Raw genomic sequence first — 24,355 nt, 5'->3', positions numbered from 1 at the left:
ATCCAGCTGATAAAATAGATCGAAATCCATGAAAAGAGCCCTGATAGTTATATTCCTGATGCTGAGTTTAACTTCCTTATATGCACAACCCTTTACTTTTAAGTCGATAGGTCTGGCCAAGCCATTCCGTTTCCAAGTTTACTATGGCGCAATGGGAAAAGGTGCTTTTGTACAATATGTCGGTCAGAAAGGCATCATCCCATTACGGATAAAAAGCCGTAGTGTGGACAGCACCGAGCGTAAGAGTCGCCAGCCGGATATGACCACTTACGTATGGGATGAAGTAATTGACGGCCAGGTTACCGGAAGCTACGGATTGGTGGAGGGCTTGCGAAATCTGGATCACATCTGGTACGTGAGAAAGAAGGATGGCAAGCGTTTTTCGATGGAGTACCTTCGGCAAAAAACAGGTGAATACGACGGAGAAAACAAGTACCTCCTGCATGGCGCATTAATTTCCTTCAATTATATGAACCACGACCGGCTCAGCATTGCCTATCCAGACGGACAGAAAAAGGTTTTCAAATTACCAGATTTTGACTCCCCTAATTATGTCAGGAACAGCTATATTGCTGATTACAATTTTGATGGGTATGATGACCTTGCCTTTTCCATACCCGATGCAGGTATGGGGGTGTACCGGACTTTCATTATTTATTTATATCAGCCAGCCACAAAACGTTTTGAAAAGTTAATCGATCCTAATGATTCCAGGGCAAAATGCGCCGGACTTAACAATATTTCAATTGATAAGCAGAAAAAACTGCTATACAGTTCTTGTCGCGGTGGAGCCAGATGGTGGAGAGATACTTACCATTTTGGAGCCGGTAACAAATTGGTCTGGGTAAGATCCACTGCAGTAGGAGAGTAAAATCGTAAAATGCATAAAGGAGGATGCTGGCCATAAACAGATCCTCCATCCTTTTAATCAATTAATGGTAATAACGCTATCAGGTTGTGAATGACTTGATCAGGGTTAGCAGTTTGTAGCTGAGCAGCAGTATGTGCTCCTGTGGTGATGCCGATGGATTGAAAAACGAGAAACAGCTTCCCACCAGCCTACGATTGTTCAAAAACCTTCACTCCTATATTAAATCAACAAAGAGATGAGCTGCATCAGAAAAATAACGAGGAAGTGATAGTCAATGAAGAGATCATTACATTTGAGGTTTTTGGACATGGAGGAAGAAAAATTGAGTTTTCTGTAAATCACTTGGAGAAATGTTTAATTCTCCATAAGTATATTTTATATTTGGCGCATGGTGGGGGAAGATCGGGGCGCACTCAACATCGATGAATTTGAAGTACTTTTTCGCAAGAACCATAAATTCTTGTGTATGCTTGCTATGGATTACGTTCATGACCAGTTCATTGCGGAAGACCTGGTTCAGGAGTTTTTTATCAACTACTGGCAAAGACGGGAACTGGTAAAATTCAGCACCAGCTTTGAAGCTTATGCACGCAGGGCGGTAAAATATAAGAGCATAGACTATCTCCGCAAAAACGCCACTGCCCAAAAGCGCAATATCATGCTGGCGATTTCCGAAGAGCAATTGGCGATTGCAGATGAAGCAGATGATCAGGATCTTCAGCAACAGCGCTATATCAAGATTGTAGAGATGATTCAGTCTCTGCCAGAGGAACGTAGAAAGATTTTCATGTTACATGCGATGGACAAACTTAGTCATGCGCAGATCGCCGAGCAACAAAGTATCTCCATCAATACCGTAAAAACCCAGCTGCGCAGAGCTTATTCCGCTTTAAGAACTAAAACATTTGGACTATTGATGGGCATACTATAGTATTTTAAATCACTAATAATCAGTGAATTGAAATTTAATTGCCTGCTTTTTACAATCTACTGTCACCCATCTCCTACTTCTTTACGACACTGTATTGATTATGGAAAATAACCTCACGCCTTTTGATCCGGATTGGGATAAGGTTCTGGAAAAACTGGAGGCAAATCAAGCCGCTGGTCTGGAACTGAATGCTGAAGAAGAAAGTTTGCTGAAAGAACTTCAGGATATCAGAGTGGATGCTGCGGAAGCTTTAAAAGCTTACCATGCTTTCGACACCAATAGCAAATGGGCAGCATTCAAGCAGCAAGTCGCCGCTGAACATCCTGCTGAGGAAAAAAAACATCAGCCGATCAGTTTATGGCTCAGGATTTCAGCTGCTGCAGCGGCCATTTTTATGATCGTGGGTATTGGACTAGTCTTTCAAAAAACCAGTCAGCAGCAACAGCAGTCGGCTAATGTTTTTCTTAATGATATTCCAGCTGGAAAACAATCCGCAACATTAACCCTGGACAACGGTCAGAAAATTGTGCTATCAGGGGCCAGCAACGGACAGCTGAGTGCGGAATCAGGAATTGTGATTAGTAAATCAACTGATGGGCAGCTGCTGTACCGCGTAACCGGTCAGGACGCTCATGCTTCCAGCAAAATACATACTTTATCTACCGGTAACGGAGAAACCTACAGGCTCCAGCTGCCAGACCATACTGAAATATGGTTGAATTCGGCCTCCAGTATAAAGTTTCCAGCTTCTTTCGACGGTCTGAAAGATCGTAAAGTAGAACTAAAAGGAGAAGCCTATTTTGAGATTGCAAAGGATAAGGAACATCCTTTTATCGTGAAAACGGAGCAGCAGGAAGTACAGGTTTTGGGCACACATTTCAACATCAATAGTGATCCAGACCAAAGAAATACCAGAACTACCTTATTGGAAGGGAGTCTTCGGATTACCAACAGCGCTAAAAAGCAACAGCTGATCAAGCCTGGTGAACAATCGCTTGTGAATGAAGGTGCGGAAATCCTCATTTCCCCGGCCGACCTCAAATCTACTATGGCTTGGAAAAACGGATACTTCCGGTTTAATGGAGCTCAGATCGAGGAGGTCATGTTGAAAATCAGCCGATGGTATGACATTGAGGTCTCTTATCAGGGACCGATATCCAAAGAAAAATTCAGTGGAAACATCTCCCGAAATAAAAATATTAGCGAGGTATTAAATATGCTCAGCTATTCCAAAGCAGTGAAATTTAAGGTTGAAGGAAGGAGGCTCAGGGTTATGCAATAAAAACTACCTGAATTCCAATTGCCAGACGAACGATTTATGATGCCTTATCAAGAACTATGATTGGGTCATCAGCAAAATAACAATACCAGTCCGACTCCAATCGAACTGGTATAAGTAAGGCTGGCTATCCACAAAAATTTGTCAACTAACCGCTAAAGGCCGCGATCTCGAAAATACAAGGCCAGAAGCTAAACCGAACTATACAAATGTACAAAAATTGCATTCATCTGCTGTGCTTCCTGCACGGGCAGTATAAACTATGGAGAATCATGAAGCTAACCACTTTTCTCTTATTTGCATTTATCATGCAAGTCAGTGCCGGGACCTATGCGCAAAAAATCACCTTATCTGTAAAAAATGAGGAGCTGTTCAATGTTTTTGATAAGATCAGCGATCAGAGCGGCTATGATTTTATTGTCATTTATTCCCTGCTGAAAGATGCCCACAAAGTGAACATCAATGTAAAGGATGCCCCATTAAAGGACGTGCTGGACCAGATCTTTAAAGAGCAGCCATTAGAATTCAGCATCAACAACAAAACGGTGTTGATCAAGAAAAAGGAAAGCAGTTTTATTGACAAACTGATCCAGCGGTTTCAGGAGATTGAGGTGAAAGGAAAAGTGCTGGACCAGCACAACCTCCCCCTTCCTGGAGCCACAGTAAAGGTCAAAGGAACAAAAAAGCAGGTCCTGACAAATGCTGCAGGAGAATTTACGCTGAGTCATATTGAAGATAAAGCGGTCCTTGTCATTTCGTTTCTGGGGTATGAGAATAAAGAAGTCCTTGCTCAGGAGAATCTGGGAAGCATCAGTCTGACTGAGCAAACAGGACAGCTGGAAGAAGTGACCGTTTCTACAGGATACCAGACCCTTCCAAAAGAACGTGTGACAGGTGCATTTTCCAGCGTATCGGCAAAGCAGCTCGAGCGGCAAAGGCTCAGTAGTCTGAGCTCTTTACTAGAAGGCAGGATTGCGGGATACAACAATGGCCTGATCAGGGGAACTACCTCGATGAAAGGCGTGACCACTCCTTTATACGTGATTGATGGCTTTCCCGTAGAGAACACAAAATACAATACTTCTGGTTCAATTACCGAAAATGTGCCAGGTCTGAATCTGGAAGATATTGAAAGCATTACCGTTCTGAAAGACGCTGCAGCAGCTTCCATTTATGGCGCAAGGGCAGCAAATGGGGTGATTGTTATTGTGACAAAAAAGCCTAAAAAAGGGAAACCTCAAATTTCTGCCTCCAGTACATTTACACTTTCCTCAGGTGCTTTATATACCGACAACCTGACTAATAGTGCAGATATTGTTGACCTGGAAAGGGAATGGGAAAGGAATAATCCAAAGTTAAAGGCTACAAATGCGGCTGCTTATGCAGCGAATGTATTGGCAAATGTGGGTTATCAGAGCCAGGGCATTAAAGCCATCCTTGCCAGATATGCTGGGACATTGACCTCCTCACAAATGGAGGACAAGTTAAATCAGCTGGCTTCCTCAGGTTATCAATATTATGATGATGCAGAAAAATACAGCAAGCGTGACCCCTTCTATCAGCAATACAACATCAGTGTGGGCAGTGCTGCTGAAAGTAACTCTTTTTATTCCTCACTGACCTACAAAAATAATAAGTTTGCAGACAAATACACGAAAGACGAAAGTCTGGGTTTAAATCTTAATAATACCACAAAAATTAATAAGTGGCTGACTCTGGAGCTCAGCAATTACCTTGCTTATAACGGTGGGACACAGCAGAATTACAACACCTTATCTCCTGGATACACCTTCCTGCCTTACGACCGTCTGAGGAATGATGATGGCAGTAAATTTATTTCTACCGGGGCTTCCCGGCTGAGTGCAAATACCATGTCGCTGATCAATAGTAATGGCCTTTACAAGGTAGACATTAACCCACTAGAGGAGCAAAATAAGAACCTTGGTCAATTGAAAAGTTTCAGCAACAGGTCCTTTATTAAACTAAATGCAGAAATCACACCATGGTTAACTTACCGCTCTACTTTCCAATATGAGTTCAGTTCAGATCGTTTCAATAAACTGTATGACAAAAACACTTACTATGTGAGAAATATGGTCAACACCTTTGCGACAAAGGTAGCCAATGGACCAGTTACGTTTAACCTGCCTTACGGAAATATCAATTACGATCAGGATCAGTTTACTTCCGCTTATAATTTCCGTCAGCAAGTTAATATCGACAAGACTTTTGGAGAAAAACACAACCTGACAGCCATCGTTGGTACTGAAATCAAGAATGCGAAGATAGAATTCGAAGATCAGTATCTGTACAATTATGATCCGAATGTATTGACATTTGACCTGATCAATGCCAAGTCTTTAGCACTTTTACAGGGTCCAATTCTTGGAGGTGGAAACTTTTCGAACAACAACATCGCCAGTCAGCGTGAAAACGTCAATAGGTTCGTATCTATCTATGGAAACGCGGCTTATGCTTACGACAATAAATACTTGTTAACAGGAAGTTTGCGCTGGGACCGTTCCAACCTATGGGGTACCAATTCCAAGTATCAGAATAAACCACTTTGGTCTGTCGGTGCAGGATGGAACATTTACAAAGAGTCCTTCTTTAATGTGAACTGGGTAGACCTGTTAAAATTAAGGGTATCTCATGGTATTGCTGGAAATATTGCCAAGGATGTAGCGCCATACATGACCGCTTATTATAGCAATAATAACAACGTAGGTGGCTTACAAGGAAGCATAGGTGCAAGACCCAATCCGCTATTGTCCTGGGAAAAAACGACAACGAACAACGTCGGCCTGGATTTTAGTGTTTTCAGAAACCGCATCAGTGGATCCATGGATTATTACCAGAAGCAAGGGAAAGACCTCTTAGCAAGTACTATGGGTGTACCAACTGAGGGATTCGGCTATTCCACCTACGCGATTAACAACGGTGAAATGACGAATAAAGGGATTGAATTGTCGATCTCCGGCGACCTGATCCGCAGCAAAGACCTGACCTGGAATGCCAGCATTTTATATGCAAACAACAAAAACAAAGTGACCTATGTGAACGTCGAAGCACCGGTATATTACCTGCAATTGGATTACCCGCAAGCCTATCCACGCATCGGAAATCCTTACAATGCGATTTATAGTTACCGTTGGGCAGGATTAAATGCAGACGGCTTACCACAGGTTTATAATGAAAAGGGCGAGAAAGTATTGAATTCGCCAGCCACCTTAGGATCTATTGTGTACAGCGGTTCTACTGTTCCAACTTATAGCGGTGCATTTAATAACTTGTTAGCGTATAAAAGTTTCTCTCTTTCCTTCCTGCTCACATTTGAAGGTGGACATAAGATGAGGAATACCTTCCTGCCAGTATTGGGAAGTGCCTATAATGGAGCCCTTGGAGGCTATGCGACTCAAATTACTGCCGTAAATAAAGACATTACTGACCGATGGAAAACTCCTGGTGATGAGAACAGAACCGATATTCCAAGACTCGTATTTGGAGAAGATCCGGCCTATAATAGCCAGAGTGCAGAGATCTATCAAAAAGCAGACCTCAATGTGATTGATGCTTCAAATATCCGACTTAGAAACGTCTCCCTCGCCTACCATTTACCGAAAACACTGGTCAAAAAGGCATATATGGAAAATGTAAGGTTCCAGTTTAATGTGGAGAATGCCTTCACGATAGCGAAAAGCAAAGCAGCAAAGTATTTACTGAACGGATATCGCCCGGCAAATTTTGTATGGGGTGTTTATGTTAATTTTTAGACGATGAAAAAGATACTATCAAATACACTAAAAATAGGTGGACTGCTATTATTAATTAGTTTTAGCAGCTGCAAGAAATATCTGGAAATTGTTCCGAAAGGAGTCAAAATTCCTACTACATTGGCCGATTATGATGCCATGATACGTGATGAGTATGGAAATCAGCGCACCACCATTACACAGGCGATATTGCTGTTGAATGACAAGTTTGAGACGACATCAAACCTGAATTATTATCCGCTGTATGCGGCGAATTATTTCTGGAATGAGCAGACAGACCGGATCGCTTTAAATATCAGTGACGAGACGACCTACTATAATGCTTATACCGCTATATCGACCAGTAATTTACTGATTGAGCATGTTCCAGTGGCAACGGAAGGTTCTGAAGCTGATAAAGCGCAGCTGGTGGCTCAAGCAAAAGTTTTAAGGGCATTGAACTTTTATGTACTGGCCAACTATTATGCTGACACCTACGAGGAAGCAAATGCTGCCAGTAAACTATCTGTACCTCTTATTCTAAGCGCAGATATCAATGCACCGTATACACAAGTAAGTATAAAGGAGTTATATGCTTTCATGCTGAAAGATATTGAGGAAGCCATTCCAAATCTTCGTGTGAGCAGCGCGACAGTTTTACATCCAAATTTAGGTGCGGCTTATGCACTTAAAGCACGTATCTATCTGACTATGGGACAATATGCGAATGCGCTCAGTGCTGCAAATGAAGCCTTAAAGTATAATGACAAACTGTACGACTGGACGCAGTATTATGCGACTTACAAAACACTGATTGAAGACCCTGACAAGTACAACAATTCCCCATCGCCAATGGGCTTCGATTTTGCAGAAAACTATTACTATCGCCATGGCAGCACCTATAGCTCTGGTCGTGAATCTGCATTGAGAACGGATCGTGCGCCACGCTTTGAAACCGGCGATGCCAGATTTGCTTCCCGCTGGAAGTTGAGAACTGTAGCGGCCGATACCTATTACACCAGCATCACCATTGGTTTTTATAACTATGGGGGATTGACCACTACTGAGGTTTACCTGATTAAAGCGGAATGCCAGGCTCGCCTGAACCAAGTTCCTGAGGCGATGAATACGCTGAATGCGGTGCGTGTTAAAAGAATCTTTGCGCAAAACTATAGCCCGCTGTCTGCATCAAATACGATCGATGCAGTGAAGCTGATCCAACGCACAAAAGCAAATGAGCTGATCAACAGCATTACGACTTTCGCTGATGCACGTCGTTTAAATAAAGATCCAAACTATGCGACCACATTGACGAAAACAGAAAACGGTCAGTCTTATAAGCTTGCTCCGGCTTCCCATCTGTGGACCATGCCTTTCCCACAAGGAGCCGCTAAAAACCCAGGTAATGGTACCATTCAACAAAATGTAAGTAAATAATCCCAACCTTCTAATCACATGAAAATTAAAAATAGCTTAAAAGCACTCCCTATACTACCACTCACAGCCATCCTCCTATGTGCTGGTTTGCAAAGTTTTGCTCAAAATGGCAAGTACGTTTTAAAAGGAAATCTTGCTCATCTGACTGGTAAAGTTTACCTGGGCCATGAAGTCAATGGCAGCCCGGTAAAGGTGGATTCTACGACACTGGTAAACGGCGAATTTGTATTTAAAGGGGCCGTTAGATCTCCTGAATTTTACAATCTGACGCATAAAGGCCTGAAATATCCTATTCAATTTATTCTGGAGAATTCGGCGATTACAGTGACGAAACCGGCCGACAGTCTGGCTAGAATCGAGATTAAAGGTTCTGCTGCATATGATGTGTATATGGGTTTTTACAATGCCCCATGGAAAGAAATCACCACAAAAGCAGGTACTATTTACGGTAAAATCGACAAAGCAGAAGCCGCAGCAAAAGCTGCCGGGACTAAGGTGGATTCCTTGACCCGTGCAGGTTTTGACCAGGAATTTGCCGCCCTGGACCTACAAAACAGGACCGCAGTGAAAGAATATATCAGTAAGTACCCTTCCTCCGCTGGATCTGCAGCAATTATTTATGATCGTTTTATAGCCTATCCAAACTATCCTGCGGCCACGGAGCTTTTTGCTGCTTTAACAAAGGAGGCCCAGCAATCTTCTATTGGCGCTTCGATTACGAAATCAATAGCAATTGATGCAAAAACGGCTAAGGGTAAACCTGCTCCTGCATTTAGCATGTCTGACAAAGATGGAAAAATCGTTCATTTGTCGGATTTTAAAGGTAAATATGTACTGATTGATTTCTGGGCAAGCTGGTGCGGCCCCTGTAGAAAAGAGAATCCCAACGTAGTTGCAGCTTATAAAAAGTACCATGACCAGGGCTTTGAAATCATTGGCATCTCACTGGACTCCAACAAAGAAGCCTGGCTTAAGGCCGTTGACAAGGATGGATTAACCTGGACGCAGGTTTCTGATTTAAAGGGATGGCAATGTGCTACCGCATCGACATATGGTGTAAAAGCGGTTCCTGCAAGTTTTCTGATCGATCCAAATGGCAAAGTAGTAGGGAAAGATTTAAGAGGAGAAGAATTGAATAAAACATTAGCTGATTTGTTTAAATAAACAGCCTGCTATTTTTTAAAAAGGACTGCAATCTATGGATTGCATTCCTTTTTTTTTAGTATTTTTACGAATAGTGCTTCCCCTAGCAGGTATGGCGTCATTATTGAACATCAGGTTGATATTGCCGAATTACAGCTAAAAGAAGAGCGTCAGGCCCTAAAACTAAGGGAACAATTCATTGCCATTTTAGGCCATGAGGAGAAGGAAAGAATGGTACAGAAGGGTTGAGACTAGGACTGCATATTTGTTGTGAAATTGCAAAAGCGCAGGGTGGCAAGCTAATGGTCAGTTCTGACGACAAAGAAACCTGTTTCAGGTTAATACTTTAAAACTTTTCAACAGTTATAGAACTTACCAGCTACCTTAAAACTTACCTTCATTATTCCTGGTTAAAGGTGATATTCCTAACAAATGTCAAGTGTTTTTGGGAGTGGCTAAGGGAACTTTGTGTCATCAATACAAATCAACATGATGACTACAAAAAAATTAGCTATGGTTTCCGGAGCAAACGGACATTTAGGAAATAATCTGGTTCGGTTCCTTATTGACAAAGGCGTTCCGGTGAGGGCCTCCGTTCGCAATCTTAGCAATAAAACCCCATTTGCGGGACTGGATGTCGAGGTGGTTCAAGCGGACATTACAGACAAAGCTTCATTCGTAAAAGCGCTTCAGGGAGTAGAAACCTTTTATGCCGTCGGCGCTGCATTCAAGCTATGGGCGAAAGATCCTAAAAAAGAAATCTACGACGTCAATATGGAGGGTACCAGAAACACCATTGAGGCTGCTGCTGAAGCAGGTGTTAAACGAATTGTCTATGTAAGTTCCATCGCCGCATTGGATTACACAAAAACCCCCACCAAAGAAAGCTATGGTTACAATCCTGACCGCCGGGAGAGCTATTACAACTCAAAAAATGATGGTGAACGACTGGCCTTCCAAATGGCTAAAACGCTGGGCATAGAATTGGTATCTGTAATGCCTGCTGCAATGATTGGCGGCGAAGCTTTTTTGCCACTAAATGTATCTTACAACATCCTTAAGCTTATATTGAACAAAGAAATCCCGATAGACACGAAAATTACGCTGAACTGGATCGACGTAAAAGATGTGGCAGAAGGCTGTTGGCTGGCTGCAGAAAAAGGACGAGATGGTGAGCGCTACATCTTCGCAAATGAGCAATGTATGACCATTACTGAGACTACGCAACTGGCCCGTACCCTTTACCCGGAGTTGAAACTTCAGATCCCTGGTACTGTTCCTAAATTCCTCTTGTTTACGATTGCCGGAATAATGGAGTTTTCCGCTAGAATGAGAGGTCAGACTCCCGTAATCACCAGAAATAACATTGCCATGTTTTCAGGCTTACAGCAGGATTTTGACATCAGTAAAGCCAGGAAAGAGCTGGGTTTTATTCCGAAAGCTCCTAATCAGGCAGTCCGGGAAGCATTGGCCTACTTAATGACGCATACTGCGCTATTGAAATAGTTATTGTAATTTCCACGATTAAATTATTTTCATTTATGCTGCAGCAACAATTAATTGATTTTTTCAAATCCAGACATCCCCTATCAAAAGCTGATACGGATTTGATCATACAATATTTTGAACCGGTTCTATATCCCCAAAACCGCATCATTGAAGAAGAAGGAAAAGTACCTAAGTATCTTTACTATATTGTTTCTGGCTACCTGCGACTATTCCATTACAATGAACATGGCGATGAGGTGACGACACATATTAATTGCCCGCCGGGTTTTTTCACCTCCTATTTCAATTTTATAAATGAGTGTAAATCGCCTGAAAATGTGGAGTGTATTACCGATTGTGAATTGCTGCGAATTACTAAGGCCGACCTGGAAACGCTGACCAAAAAAAACATGGCCATGAAAGATTTCAGCATTGAGGTACTCCAGGAAGCCATTATTTACAATGAAAAAAGATCTGTGGAATTAGCCATTCTGACTGCGGAACAGCGTTACCTGAAGCTGATCGAAAACTACCCTGGAATTCTGCACCATGTTCCAATTACGTATATCGCTTCTTTTCTTGGAATGAAGCCCGAAAGTCTCAGCCGTATCCGAAGAAAATTGATGTCTTGAAATAACTGAATAAATACATCAAGGAAAAACGGAATAGCAGAAAAACTGCATACCCGACAAATTGCACTGTGCTGAATACCTCAATCATTGCGCTAAAATACTTTCAGGAATTTTTAGCGCAATGATTTACTTTGTCTTAATGCTGCAGGTTTTAATGTCTATCGTTTCGCAACTAAATAACTTCCCACCTCTTTGCCAGAATCATCCAGCATACTCACTTGAATCTGCTTGTTTGTCGCTTTGATTTTAGTCAAAGTTCTATTGCCATCCTTCGGTCCTCCTCCAATGATAATCGGGTAATTATTCAAATTTTTAGCTGGGGGATGAATTTTATATCGGTGTGTATGACCACTTAAAACCAGGTCTACTTTTCCGCGATTCATGAGGGGTTCAAATAATTTTGTACAATGAGCAGCACCATGTTCATCACCTGAATAACGCGGAGGGATGTGCATCATGACGACACGGAAGGCTGCATTTTTAAATTCCTTACGGTTAATTTCCTGTTCCAGCCATACCGCTTGCTCTGCTCTATATTGATCGAAATCTACAATTCCAGCGTATACAGGATGTGTATCGTCTTTGTCTTCACCAGTATCCAGGATCACAAACCGAACTGGTCCCAATGTAAATGCCGTATTCCCTACATGATCAAAATAGGCAGCAAAATCACGTGCAAACTTACCCCTGGTTTCATGATTTCCACGCACATAGACAAAAGGAGTTTTTTTTGCAAAGTAGTCTACACAAGGCTGCAGCATATTATTTACAATCTGTTTTTCATCCGATTGGTAATCAAAAACATCTCCATTGAAGAAGACAAAATCACGCTGATTCCCTTTATCCAGCTCCAAAAGATGGGCGATAGATTTAGGCCGATCGTGAATGTCATTGATCATCACAAAAGAAACTTCTGCTTTCGCAGGATCCGTGTTTAAGAAGCTTTCCGTATTTCCGGAAATGGTCTCTCCATAGGTCAATTTATAGGGCTGAAAATCCTTGATTTCCTTAGAAACAATTTTATAATGGTAGGTAGCGCCTGGTTTCAAATGCTCCAGTTTAACGCAGTTTAATCGTCCAGCAGGTTTAAATCCCATTTCGCTTTTACCATAAGCTTTTTTATCTAGTTGATCTGGCGATTCTCCGTACTCTACCCAACTGGAACTGTCTTTACTGGTGATCCACAAAATGGAGATACTATTGCCGAAATTCGTCTGCAGATAAGGGCCGGTAATGATTTTAAAGTCTTCCTCAAGATTAGTCTTGGAACTTGAAATCGCCTTTTCTGGATTTAGTAAGGCCAGTCCCCCAATCACAAGCCCTCCTTTCAGAAAGCTCCTTCTATTTTCCTTCAATAAATGTTGTTTCATGCGGCTTTATTTGGTTCATCGCAATGCTAATTATAAATAACTGGGATTGCAAAAATTCTGGAACGCAACCGTTTGCGCAGATTTACAGAAGATTTACTAAGCTTTAGCGACCTCCAGTCTAGGAAGCTTAATCCCGGAAGCCTTTAGATTTTCCAGCAGTCTTTTCTGGAACATTAACCTTGAATCGTGAAAGCCATGGGAATTTAACCAGGCATTTATTCATCGAGTATCTGTTTTGCCTTTTGCAGGTACAGCCGCCGACTGCCTTTTGCACTGATATTGATGATCACCTCATGGGATAATTTACAATTAGGAATTACTACCGTTCGATTGTCAAAAGTAGTTACTACGGTAAAGGAATGCTGGATCGAGGTGACTGTTCCCTCCTTTCCCTGTGCGGTAATATTATCGGAGACACGAAAAGTTCTCAATATAAGAATCAACACACCCCTACTAGACCCGATTTAATGCGGCAAAAATCGTAAGCTGGATATCTAAAAAAGATCAGTAGGCAGTACGATGAGCCCCTTAAAAAACATATTCTACATTGGTTTGTTTTGGTAAGTATAGATCATGAATACAAAAAACAAAACCCTATGGGACAATTAAATAATAGAACGATCGCCGTTTTATCGGAAAGCGGTTTTGAAGAAACAGAATTGACCAGCCCAGTTCAAAGGTTAAAAGAAGAAGGTGCCACCGTTCATATTATCTCTTCCAAACCAGGTAAGATAAGGGCGATGAAGGGCGATCAGGAATGGACGATTGAGGTGGATGTTGACCAAACCATTACGGAGGCCAATTCGGATGCTTATGATGGATTGCTTATTCCTGGGGGGGTATTAAACCCTGATTCTTTAAGAAAGAATGACGATGCTGTTGCCTTTGTGAAAGCATTTTTTAGTGCAGGAAAACCGGTAGCTGCGATTTGTCATGGCCCGCAGGTGTTGATTACTGCGGAGGTGGTGAAGGGCAGAAAGTTAACTTCCACTAAAACGATTAAAATTGACCTGCTGAATGCAGGTGCAGACTGGCATGACAAGGAAGTCATTGTTGATCAAGGTCTGGTGACCAGTCGTAGTCCAGCCGACCTTCCTGCTTTTAACAACAAGATTGTAGCAGAGTTTGCAGGTTATTTTAACCATTAATTTCCCCTGTTCATTGATAAACTGAGGCTGCCATAGGATCTTCTGATACTGATCATGGGAAGAATCTTCCCGATGGAAACTCCATACATCGCGCAAAACAAACAGGTAGTGGATTTGAAACCATGGAAAAACAGGCACTGGATCAATGGATTACTGATCGTCATCATGATCCTGTTATTTTTCGTGTTTTCTAAATGGGGACTTGCCAGTTGATCAATCAGCAGCAGCAAATCCCCATTTAACAATCGAATATTATTTAATATTCTACATGGTAATCTTTTTTGAACGGCTGCCCACTCCATGCTTTTTTAGCCGTCCAATCTGCCGCAGGTGCCGTCCAGAATACATTGTCGGCAGGTAAGCCTAAAGGCAAAAAGCCAAGGGTTGCCATGTACAAACTCCCTGTAGAGGTATAACTATCGGCAATGCCAGGCTGCGAGCCACAGAAGCCCAGCACTAGCCAACCGGCTTTATCAAAGTTATCACATTGCTCAAACATTCGGTGCATCACAGCGGTAAGACCAGATCTCACTTGTGCGGGGCTGATTTGTGTGGGTAATTTATCCATCAAAGCGACCTGACCTAGGGCCTGAAACGCAGCCGTACGGTAAGTGACAGACCTACCCATTGGTGGATATGTTCCATCCAGCCCAATGATCCGCTCTGAAAACTCTGAATAACGAACCATACGTTTTACAGCAGTCTCATACATCTCTGCATTAATTCTTTTATGATCTGATAGTACTTTGAAAAAATCAACCAGCATTGGGTGGATCACATAAGAGTTGTAGTAATCGATGCTTAAGCTAGGGCCATCGCTGTACCAGCCATCTCCCTGATACCATTCCAGGATTTTCCTTTTTGCAAACTCCAGTCGTGCAGGATCCGGCTGTTCGCCAATACTCAGCAGGAAGGCCTCATTGATTCCAGCAAAAAGCAACCAATTGTTATAAGCGCCAGTGCGTGTTCTTAAAGCTTTAAATTCCTCAGCAATTCTTGATTTCGTTAGGGCATCTAATGGCTCCCACAATGCTTTTGGTGCTCTCAGAAATGCTTGGGCCATATAAGCGGCATCGACGATCGGTTGGCTCTCCGTTCTAAAATTCAGGTAATCTGGATTTGCCGGATCTACGGCATTCGCAATGCCTTTTAGTAATGCCAAACGCAGGTTCTTACGCATCAGTCCTTCTTTTGTCGCATCATCTGGCAAAGCGAGCCATGGAGCTACCCCTGCCATGGTGCGGCCAACAGCTTCCAGGTAAGTTACTTTTTTAAAGAAATCTGTGCGCTGGCCAGGAGGTACTTCTACCGGCATGTTTTTTTTCAAAGTACCATCGGCGAGATTTAAGATCACCGGCGAGGATATTTTATACAAGAGTTCTGCCCAATATTGACGGTCCTGAGCGCCTGTTGTCACTTGGTTTTGTTTCGTTTTTTTTGAGGATTGCGCCTGAACAAAAGGACTAACCATAAGAATGGCCACCATCAAAAACATGCTTTTAAGTTTATTCATTAATCAAGGTCTTTAGGGTTATTTAGCACTAATTTGAAAATATCTACTCGTTCCACTGGAAAGATCTACGCTAAAACGCAATGCCTGCGGAACTTCATTTACTGAAGTAATTACCACAGGGATAAATTCACCTGTTGCCCCGTCTCTAACGAATATATTTTTTGGTTTTTTTTTCTTAATCTTCTTAGCTAGATCAGACCAGTTCAATGCGACCGACATTCTTTTTGCTGCAGCAGTTCCATTGTAAACTTCTTTAATGAATACCTTTTCTTTATGATTTAGGTATAAAGGCAGCATTTCGCTTCCGGCTAGGAGGAAAGCCCCAACGCCATATACATCCGTATCGTCATAGCCTACTTTATCAGGTGCAGCACCTTGTGCCTGTACATAGCCTAATTTCCCATCTGGATGTACTGCAGTAGTCATCGCTAACCATGCTTTGTTCACCACTGGCAGGTATTTTTTGTCGGCAAGCAAGTGGTTGTTGATGCCCCAGGCCATCGCATAACAAATGAAACCGGTACCACTGGTTTCTTTAGATGGATAGCTTTCAGGATCTAGTAAGCTAGCATGCCAACTCCCATCAGGTTGCTGCAAAGCAGCCAGTTTCTCCGACATTCTCACAAATAACTGCTCCAGATTTTTTCTTTCCGGATGAGTTTCAGGCATCACCGAAAGCACCCTAACCAGGCCTCCGATTACCCATCCATTGCCACGTCCCCAAAAAACCTTCTTTCCATTCTTTTCTTTCTTACCAAAATACCGGCTGTCTCTGTAGAACAGATCTTCCTCTTTATCATAAAGATATTCTGTTGATTTATTCCATAACTGCACAGATTTATCCCGGTATTTAGGATCAGCAGTAGCTGCTGTTAAATAACCTAATGCCGGAGGGCCCATAAACAAAGCGTCACACCAAGCCCATTCTCTCAAATGAATGCGGTTCTTCCATTCCAAGCCTTCCGTATGTGGCAACATGGTAATGGTATCTGCCAGTGCCTTAAAGTTAGCAATATATTCAGGGTCTTTGTAAATAGTATACAGTTGGGAATACAGCTGTCCGACACAATAATCATCTGCAAAATGCCGATAACGTCCGACTTCCCATTTATTATCCTCTCCTACCTGAATCAATTTTCGGTAATAAATTTCATCGTTTGCCAGCTTTGCCCAGGCCATCATCCCGGTATACATGGCGCCACTGGTCCAGTCTTTTTTAGGATTTTTCCATCCTGCTGTCTCCAGGCTCTTCCATTGCCAGTCGGCTACTTTTTTCATTTGATAGAAAATAGATTCTCCTGATAATTTAGTCGTTTGACTCCTGGCAGCCCCTGCACCTAAGAGCAGGGGAATCAAGAATATTAAAAATGTTTGTTTACGCATTGGTTTAATTTGGTGTTTGGTTGATTTATTTAGCGCTTGGCTACTATATTTTGTGTTGGGTTAGTTTATTTTGTGGCGTTATAAATGTAGTACTGATCGTTATCTCATTTCGAGCCTGCTTAATGTAGCGAATAAAATGTAATCGTTTTCATAAAGCAAAGCACCAACGAGCATGCGCTTTCTTTTTTGCCAACATTTCAGTTCTATAACTAATATTACGTCAGGAAAGATGTTAAAAAAAAGAATTTGCATACTGAAATAGCGCAAACGTTTGCAGAATTTACCAATAGTTTTTTATCCCATGTTTTCTATTCCATAATTCAGGAATAGATCTTACGCTTAAAGACTAATTAATGTAACAAAACAGAGCCGTTTACCGGAAAACAAAAATATCCCTAGCCTTAAGTATTTAAGACTAGGGATATCTCAACGCAAACGTTTGTTTGGGTGTATTTAGGCCCAGGATTTATCCCCTTTTTTATAGGGAACACTACCTTCAAACCGACCCGGTGCGGCCACATAACGCATGGCCTTCGTTGCACCCACTTCAGAAGTAAAATATCCAAAGAAAGCCAGCTGCTTCATCATCGTAAAATAATGAGAAGGCAAATCTCCCTTGTTCGCCTGGTAGTCTTTTGCTTCTTTATCCAATGCGAGCAACAGGGACAAGCGCTGTGGAGCGCTTGCTTGAAGAAAGTCCGTACCATGCATTTTTTTGCAGGCTGCATCCAGCTGTGTTATCCCTTCCTTAAAGACTTTCTGATCTTTTGCTTCATAGCAATCATCCACGATAACCGTCATGAATGCGCCAACTTTTGCCGCTTTTGCACCCGGACTCTTAGCCGTATCAGGCAGTATCGTATTGGCTACTTCGTCTAAAAAGGACTGATCCTGCTCCGTAAATAAGCTGGGCCTTGCTGCTCCCTGGTAACCAAAACCACGCAGGTAATCCCGTTTATCGCACCTAGATTAACAAACCTTGGGATGTAAAATCCATTCGCTCTTCTACCGTACACATATTGGTCTTCAAATCCATCTACAGTTCCAGAAGCCCCAATATTATAATGGTGGTCCATCACATTGTGCCCCAATTCTCCACTGCTGCTGCCCATACCTTCCGGCCAGACTTCAGTAGCGGAATTCATCAGAATCCAGGCGGTAAGAACTGACCATCTGGCAATTGCGGAAGCTGCTCAATAGAGCCGCTAATTCCTGCAAATGTCTCTACATGGTCGTACCATGGGGCGAGGTCATCATAACCAATTGGCCATGGGACACCAACATTATCCTTTTCATTGGCTTCGAAATCCATCGGACTCCAGCGGTAGGACTGCCTTCCCCACAAAATAGAGCGGCCACCCATGCGATAGCTGCGCCACCAGGTAAAAGGTTTGGTTTCTGTATAAGGACAGTCCTGTTCATTTGCCCAGCCATCCATGACTTCTTCGGCAGCTGCCCAACCCCGATGAATCACCGGATAGTACTTTTTCTGTTTTTGTGTGGTACGGCCGCGATGTTCCATTTCCCAGGGATTTTTATGAGCAGTATTATAATCTTTAACATGATCATAAGGCCCTCCACGCTCTAACATTAGCACTTTTAGTCCTAATAACGATTTTCTGAAGTTTATCCTTCCTATCAAAACTTATGGGTTATCACAATCTATTAACTATTTTTGTGAAATCCAGCAGCTCTGATGCCGATGGATCGCTCTTCTCTACTTCCTATAAACCCAATGACAGAAAGACATCTTTTTTCCATATCCATACGCCATACAATCGCCTTACTATTCGCTCTGTGCCTTGCTATTCCTGCTGCTGCGCAGAAAAACAAGCTTACAGATCAGGATCATCAGGACATTTCTATCCTTTCTGACTCGGCCACGCTAACTAAAAGCGATTACCTCACTCATCTTGAAAAAGTATTTGAAACGGTCAATAAAGTTCCTGTTACGGTAAGCTCTTTTAAGAAACTGACTCCGATAGCCACACATTTAACACAAGATGAGGCGGCGCTTGCTTTGCTTAAAAGCAGACTCACTCAAACTGATAGAACGCTGAACCTGCAAAACCTGCAGATGGATCAGACTTTACTGAAAGAGCTTCAAATCAACAATAAAGATTGCCTGACGGATCTTGATGAATATGAGAAAGAATTAAGGGAACTAAAAACGGAAATTCTTAACCTGCGCAAAGATACAGTACTGATTAAACTTTTCACGCTGCCTTCCATGCGTACCCTGTTTAAATACGAATTTGCAGAGCTTCAGAAAAAACACCTGGTGATGGACAGTCTCCTAAAAACGACTACGCTTTCCATAAACAACCTACAGGCCAGAACTTCAGCCAACCTGATCAACATTAAAGAACTCATGTACCTTACGGATAGACAGCTCGATGCAGTTAGTATCAAAGCTTTTGGAAAAGAGCGCCGTTACCTCTGGGAATCGGCAAACGGTAGAAACAAAGGTGTTGGCTTTAGGAAGTTCATCCATGGCGAGCAGGAAATATCCGGTTATTACTTCGTTTACACCCGCAGCAGCCGTGTTTTACTCATCCTTACCTGCTTGACTTTCTTCTTTTGGGTGTTCTTTAATTTCAGGAGCATGAAGCGGCACGACCGATTGGAAGCGCTCGACGATTTCTCTTTGCTGAATCCTCATCCCTACCTGATTACCTTTATCATGCTGTTTACCCTGGCACCGATATTTGACCTCAAGGCGCCGGCATTATACATAGAATCGGTACAGATTTTACTGGCCATTCTGCTGACGTTATTTTTCCGAAAAAGAATCTCTTCCCAGCTATTTTACTATTGGTGCGTCTTCGCCATACTGTTGCTGGCACCAGTTTTTCTACGCCTTTTAGGGATGCCGCCAAGGTTTCAGCGCTGGCTGCTGCTGTTCCTAAGTATCAGTTCTACGGTCTATGGCACCATTATCCTGAGGAAATTGGATGAGCAGGCTAAAAGGTATAGAATGATCCTGGTGACAGGCTATATCTATACGATATTTGCCGCTATCGCTATTTTATGCAATCTTTTTGGTCGCTTTACCCTTACCCAGATTTTCTATTCTACAGGTGTCAACTCTTTGCTGAATGCCATTTCCTTAACCATACTGGCTAAAGTACTGGTGGAAGCATTTTTACTTCAAATGAAAAGCAGCAGAATCCGTAAAGGCTATCCTGAATATTTCGACTGGCATCCGGTGATTTCAGGTCTTAAAAGGCTTACCGGTGTTGGTGCAACCATCATTTGGTTCGTAATTTTCACCACGAATCTTAACATTTTCAACGGCTTGTATGAATCTCTAATGGAGGTTTTAACCGAAAAAAGAACGATCGGAAGCTTCTCCTTTACCTTTGGGGGCATCGTCTTGTTTTTAGGAATCATCTGGACCGCCAACTTTTTACAGAAATATATTGCTTATTTCTTTGGGGATACCGGTGACGACGACATTGAAGACAATAAAGGGCAGCGTTCAAAATTACTGATTACGCGATTGGTACTGCTCATTGGAGGATTCATGATCGCCGTTGCCGCATCCGGACTTCCAATTGATAAAATCACCGTGATCCTTGGCGCACTTGGTGTGGGTATCGGACTAGGCTTACAAAATATTGTGAGCAATTTCGTATCCGGGATCATTCTTATTTTTGATAAGACGATCCGTATCGGAGATGTGGTGGAGCTGAGTAATAAAAAAGGAAGGGTAAAAGAAATTGGTGTTCGCGCCAGTACCCTGCTCACTGAAGAGGGTGCCGAAGTTATTATTCCTAACGGGGCCATTTTATCGAACAACATCATCAACTGGACGCTGAGCAATAACCAGATGCGCATAGACATCTCTCTAACGATCGCTAAGCCTTTCAATTCAACCGAAGTAGTGAACCAAATCAGGGATCTAATTATCAATAACAACAATGTCTTTATCAACAAAGAACCAGTGATCATGATCAGTCCAGTGAGTAAGCTGAACAGCAATATTAAAATATACTTCTGGTGCAAGGACATTTCCAATGCAGATATGACCAGAAACATCGTTATTGCGCAGATATTTGAGGCCTTTGAAGAGAAAGAAGTTGAGATGGTATAGTTCAGCAAACGGGCTGCCCGCGTGATTTATGATTTTCTTTTCTCACTTTGGCTTAAAGAAACAGCTTGATGCCTAAATAAGTAGCACTATAGTAGGTCAATTGGAGTTATTCATTTTCTAAATACCAACCTAAAATTGCATTAAGCCATAACAGAAAGGCATGTTAAAAAACCCGCATCTAAAATTTAGAATGCGGGTCAGGTTTAATTTGGTGGTTTAATTCTTAATCAACTGAAGTATCACTTTGCAATTTCCCAAATCGCTGTTCCTGCATTCGGTCATAGTCTTTCACATAATCCGGGTGTTCTGTTTTCATCCACCTGTCCCATACTCTTAAATACAAGCCATAATTTCCTTTAAACTTCTGGTGGTGCAGGTTATGAAAAGTAGAAGTATTTACGATCTCGAATAAGAACGTATTTCGGAAAGCTTTAGGCATAATTTCATAGCCCAGATGTCCATAAACATTGATTACAAAAGAAGATAGGGCAAACAATCCTAATGTGATGGGATGCAAAGGCATGGCAAAAACCAATACAATCATGACTGCTCCTTCTGCGATAGCTTCCAGAAAATGAAAAGAATAGGATGTCCATGGAGAAGGATTGGTAGATTGATGGTGGACCAGGTGGGTGGCCTTAAACAACCTTTTATGGTGTAAAATCCGATGCATCCAGTAGAAATAAGTGTCATGAACCAATAAGGTCAGCAATAAACTTACCGGAATCCACCATATCGGATACGCCTGCACATCCGTATAGATGAACGTATATCCACGGATTCCTTCGGAGAGCGCGATGATGGCCATGATGGCCAGCACCAGGCTAGATACCGAAGAATGCAGGATTTCCCGTAGGAAATCGGCCTTACCCGCCAGCTTGCCTTGAATCTTATTTCGCAGCAAGCTTTTGGGGAAAAGCAGGTAAAAAACTAAAAAAAAGATACCTGCAATGATAAAATAACGACCTATAGTGAGGAGAAATGCCCAGCTAATATTTTCAAACAATTGGTTCATATTATTTACGTTTTCTGCGAATCAGGATCACTAGTCCGAGTAGGAAGAAAGCACCTGGGATTACGCCATAATAAATTATCTGTAAGGTTTTTGCACTAGTTTTGGTCAGCGTTGTCGTATTGTCTTTTGGATCAGGCCTGCTGGTATCTATCGGAAATTCTCCGTAGGCGAACCACTTGAAAATGCCTAAAGCAAAACCGCTGTTCATGGTCTGCATATTCATCCTTGAAAATTCCGCATTGCTTAAAAAGTCGGCATCTCCAGAAACCATGATTCTTTGTTCTTTATGGTGACGACTTCTGGTCAGCATCAACGCGGTAGGAAAACTCCCCTTCTGATCTCCGGCCTGCGCATTAAATACAGCAGCAGCAGAATCCAGCACCAGTTTTCCATTTTTCAGCCAGCTGCTTTCCGGATTGGTCATCAACAGAGGATGAGCGGTAAAAGATCCTTCAGGATTATAGGCTAAAGCTGCTGCCCCCGGCATAGAAACCACCCATTTCCGTAAATAGTATGGCTGTAATTCCGGAGTCATCGCCACTGCAGCAGCAGCTAAACTTGGGGTAATCAGGTCATTTGAGAAATCTTTACTTTCCTGAACCAAAGTGCCCTCCATCATCTTCACACCAAGGGAATCCAGTAGGGGGTTGATCACGCTTTGTTTACCAGTCTCTCCTGCAAGCATCAGATTTCCTCCCTGATCGATGTATTTCTGGAGTTTAGCCATAGCCCTCGGACTAAAAGCCACTTTAGGATCTGCAATCACCAATGCTGCAATACCTGCAGGAATCTCTGTATTTTCTAAAGAAATACTGTCTACATCAAAACCCTGATTTACCATTGAGCCTCTGCTTAACTTTGTATTTGCCAAGGTTTTATAATCTCTGTCCCCTATTTTATTCATGCTGCGCTGATAACCGTCCGTTGCAAAAACAACTTTCGGCGCATTTACAATCAGTCGTTTCAAGGCAGCACCAGTTTCCGCTTCTTTTGGCCAGAAATAACTGTCAGGAGAAAAGGTACGCAAGAAAGTAGTTTTACCCTTATACTTTAGCTGCATCACCACACGTGCATTTTCACCTTCCAGGTTGATCTTCTGCTTGATTTCTGCAGGCGTTAAAAACTTACGCAGGTCCAGTTTATTCAGGTTAGACATAAACATCACGTAATGATTAAAAGTGAAATTCTGCTGTTTCAATTGTTCCGTGATCCCGGGAATACTATCGTAATAATACACCCAATTCAGCTTAATATTCGGTTTAAAGCGCAGGTAAGGTTCCCAACGTGCAATGTCAGCAATCCGCTGATTCGGCTTTGCCTGATGATAGGAATCTTCCATGCCGTTGATATATTCGGTCATTTCCACAGGTTCATCACCCATTTTTTTTAAGATTTCCTGCGTATTTTTACTGATGGTATTCTGCTTGGTGGCTGTTGCATCGTAATAACCAATCATCTGCTGACGGGAAGTAACATAAGTAATCGTTAAACCAATCAACACAATCAATGCATACCGAATCGCTTGCTGCAGGACGGTTTTCGATACCCGTTCCAATTCCAGTTTAGTAATCGTTAAAGCGAGAAACATTCCAGAAATTACCAGATAATAAATGACATCTCGGCTATTCAGCAATCCTGACATCATTCTCGCAGTACGGTCCGGCATAGACAGACTATGGGTCAGGTCACGGATAAAATCAATTCCTTGTCCTACTCTACCAATGTAATTCATAAAAGCCAGTACCACAAAAGTACTAATCGCGGCTACCGCCTGATAAGTCGTTAAGCTGGATACAAAAATCCCTATGGCTGCAAAAGTGTTCAGCATTAAATAAATAGCCAGTAATGCCACTAATATATGTGGATAGTCAAAATGAGGGATATAAATAGCCCCAATCAACACAAACAGGCAAATGACTCCGATGATCATCAGGTTGTAGACCATCATGGCCAGAAATTTCCCACAGATTACATGGCTCAATTTCACCGGAGAAGAATACAGCAGTTTGATACTCCCGCTGCTGGTTTCTCTGCTAATGATGCCCATTGTAATCAACGGAATATAGAGGTACAATTTATCGAGAATAGCACTCAGGACACCCGCATATTCCATATTGACAAACAGTTTGTCTGTGAGCGCATTCAATCCTGCTCCACGTGCCAAATCAGGTAACCTGGGGGTAAAACCCATACTCATCTGTACGAATAAGATGAGCAGCATAAGCCAGGCAATTGGTGAATAAAATAGCAGACTAAGTTCCAGTCTGGCTATTTGTATGATTTTCTTCATATTCTTA

20 protein-coding genes are annotated in these 24,355 nt (G+C 42.3%); 11 read left to right on the top strand and 9 right to left on the bottom strand.

The window, feature by feature from the left end:
• The first annotated feature begins 28 nt into the window (after positions 1 to 28).
• The 8 genes from H9X96_RS04410 to H9X96_RS04375 all read left to right on the top strand — a co-directional run bounded on the left by H9X96_RS04410 (position 29) and on the right by H9X96_RS04375 (position 11,533).
• Positions 29 to 871, top strand: a complete 843-nt coding sequence (locus H9X96_RS04410) for a hypothetical protein (protein ID WP_187665126.1) — start codon at positions 29 to 31, stop codon at positions 869 to 871.
• Positions 872 to 1,259: 388 nt separating this feature from the next.
• Complete coding sequence (locus H9X96_RS04405) at positions 1,260 to 1,802, top strand: sigma-70 family RNA polymerase sigma factor (protein ID WP_187665125.1); 543 nt, start codon at positions 1,260 to 1,262, stop codon at positions 1,800 to 1,802.
• Positions 1,803 to 1,902: 100 nt separating this feature from the next.
• On the top strand, positions 1,903 to 3,084 hold the full coding sequence (locus H9X96_RS04400) for a FecR family protein (RefSeq protein ID WP_187665124.1): 1,182 nt from the start codon (positions 1,903 to 1,905) through the stop codon (positions 3,082 to 3,084).
• A gap of 269 nt (positions 3,085 to 3,353) precedes the next feature.
• Positions 3,354 to 6,854 (top strand): SusC/RagA family TonB-linked outer membrane protein, encoded by a 3,501-nt coding sequence (locus H9X96_RS04395; RefSeq protein WP_187665123.1) that lies wholly within the window; start codon positions 3,354 to 3,356, stop codon positions 6,852 to 6,854.
• 3 nt (positions 6,855 to 6,857) lie between these two features.
• Entirely contained in the window at positions 6,858 to 8,270 is a 1,413-nt protein-coding gene (locus H9X96_RS04390; protein ID WP_187665122.1) for a RagB/SusD family nutrient uptake outer membrane protein, read from the top strand.
• Between the two features lie 18 nt (positions 8,271 to 8,288).
• Positions 8,289 to 9,434, top strand: a complete 1,146-nt coding sequence (locus H9X96_RS04385; RefSeq protein ID WP_187665121.1) for a TlpA disulfide reductase family protein — start codon at positions 8,289 to 8,291, stop codon at positions 9,432 to 9,434.
• A gap of 468 nt (positions 9,435 to 9,902) precedes the next feature.
• Positions 9,903 to 10,919 (top strand): NAD-dependent epimerase/dehydratase family protein, encoded by a 1,017-nt coding sequence (locus H9X96_RS04380; RefSeq protein WP_255430990.1) that lies wholly within the window; start codon positions 9,903 to 9,905, stop codon positions 10,917 to 10,919.
• A gap of 35 nt (positions 10,920 to 10,954) precedes the next feature.
• Positions 10,955 to 11,533 (top strand): Crp/Fnr family transcriptional regulator, encoded by a 579-nt coding sequence (locus H9X96_RS04375; RefSeq protein WP_187665120.1) that lies wholly within the window; start codon positions 10,955 to 10,957, stop codon positions 11,531 to 11,533.
• 158 nt (positions 11,534 to 11,691) lie between these two features.
• On the opposite strand, the gene H9X96_RS04370 is transcribed toward H9X96_RS04375, so the two are convergent.
• The gene (locus tag H9X96_RS04370) at positions 11,692 to 12,903 is read right to left on the bottom strand and encodes an FN3 domain-containing metallophosphoesterase family protein (protein ID WP_187665119.1); all 1,212 of its coding nucleotides are present in this window, start codon (positions 12,901 to 12,903) and stop codon (positions 11,692 to 11,694) included.
• Between the two features lie 215 nt (positions 12,904 to 13,118).
• The gene (locus H9X96_RS22835; RefSeq protein ID WP_255430989.1) at positions 13,119 to 13,334 is read right to left on the bottom strand and encodes a mechanosensitive ion channel domain-containing protein; all 216 of its coding nucleotides are present in this window, start codon (positions 13,332 to 13,334) and stop codon (positions 13,119 to 13,121) included.
• Positions 13,335 to 13,499: 165 nt separating this feature from the next.
• Between H9X96_RS22835 and H9X96_RS04360 the strand changes: the two genes are divergently transcribed.
• A complete protein-coding gene (locus H9X96_RS04360) occupies positions 13,500 to 14,051 on the top strand; it encodes a type 1 glutamine amidotransferase domain-containing protein (RefSeq protein ID WP_187665118.1) in 552 nt (183 codons plus the stop codon).
• A 54-nt stretch (positions 14,052 to 14,105) separates the two neighbouring features.
• Entirely contained in the window at positions 14,106 to 14,264 is a 159-nt protein-coding gene (locus tag H9X96_RS04355) for a hypothetical protein (protein ID WP_187665117.1), read from the top strand.
• Between the two features lie 43 nt (positions 14,265 to 14,307).
• Here H9X96_RS04355 and H9X96_RS04350 read toward each other — a convergent pair whose 3' ends face one another.
• The 5 genes from H9X96_RS04350 to H9X96_RS04330 form a co-directional block, all read right to left on the bottom strand.
• Positions 14,308 to 15,564 (bottom strand): DUF2264 domain-containing protein, encoded by a 1,257-nt coding sequence (locus H9X96_RS04350; RefSeq protein ID WP_187665116.1) that lies wholly within the window; start codon positions 15,562 to 15,564, stop codon positions 14,308 to 14,310.
• Between the two features lie 18 nt (positions 15,565 to 15,582).
• On the bottom strand, positions 15,583 to 16,947 hold the full coding sequence (locus H9X96_RS04345; protein ID WP_187665115.1) for a glycoside hydrolase family 105 protein: 1,365 nt from the start codon (positions 16,945 to 16,947) through the stop codon (positions 15,583 to 15,585).
• A gap of 453 nt (positions 16,948 to 17,400) precedes the next feature.
• Positions 17,401 to 17,802, bottom strand: coding sequence for a gluconate 2-dehydrogenase subunit 3 family protein (locus H9X96_RS04340; RefSeq protein WP_255431022.1), 402 nt, complete (start codon positions 17,800 to 17,802; stop codon positions 17,401 to 17,403).
• 20 nt (positions 17,803 to 17,822) lie between these two features.
• On the bottom strand, positions 17,823 to 18,092 hold the full coding sequence (locus tag H9X96_RS04335; protein ID WP_187665114.1) for a hypothetical protein: 270 nt from the start codon (positions 18,090 to 18,092) through the stop codon (positions 17,823 to 17,825).
• Positions 18,092 to 18,538, bottom strand: a complete 447-nt coding sequence (locus H9X96_RS04330) for a GMC family oxidoreductase (RefSeq protein ID WP_187665113.1) — start codon at positions 18,536 to 18,538, stop codon at positions 18,092 to 18,094. Before H9X96_RS04330 ends, H9X96_RS04335 begins: the two co-directional genes overlap by 1 nt.
• Positions 18,539 to 18,682: 144 nt before the next feature.
• Between H9X96_RS04330 and H9X96_RS04325 the strand changes: the two genes are divergently transcribed.
• The gene (locus H9X96_RS04325) at positions 18,683 to 21,043 is read left to right on the top strand and encodes a mechanosensitive ion channel family protein (RefSeq protein ID WP_187665112.1); all 2,361 of its coding nucleotides are present in this window, start codon (positions 18,683 to 18,685) and stop codon (positions 21,041 to 21,043) included.
• A 223-nt stretch (positions 21,044 to 21,266) separates the two neighbouring features.
• Here H9X96_RS04325 and H9X96_RS04320 read toward each other — a convergent pair whose 3' ends face one another.
• Both H9X96_RS04320 and H9X96_RS04315 read right to left on the bottom strand, forming a co-directional pair.
• Positions 21,267 to 22,058 carry a sterol desaturase family protein gene (locus tag H9X96_RS04320; protein WP_255430988.1) on the bottom strand — a complete coding sequence of 264 codons (792 nt, stop codon included), beginning with the start codon at positions 22,056 to 22,058 and terminating at the stop codon, positions 21,267 to 21,269.
• A 1-nt stretch (position 22,059) separates the two neighbouring features.
• Positions 22,060 to 24,348 (bottom strand): Gldg family protein, encoded by a 2,289-nt coding sequence (locus H9X96_RS04315; protein ID WP_187665111.1) that lies wholly within the window; start codon positions 24,346 to 24,348, stop codon positions 22,060 to 22,062.
• Between the last annotated feature and the right edge of the window lie 7 nt (positions 24,349 to 24,355).

It is taken from the genome of Pedobacter sp. N36a (genome assembly GCF_014472395.1).
Classification (GTDB): Bacteria; Bacteroidota; Bacteroidia; order Sphingobacteriales; family Sphingobacteriaceae; genus Pedobacter.
The sequence above is the reverse complement of the archived record's forward strand: the minus strand, read 5'-3'. Positions and strand labels throughout refer to the sequence as shown.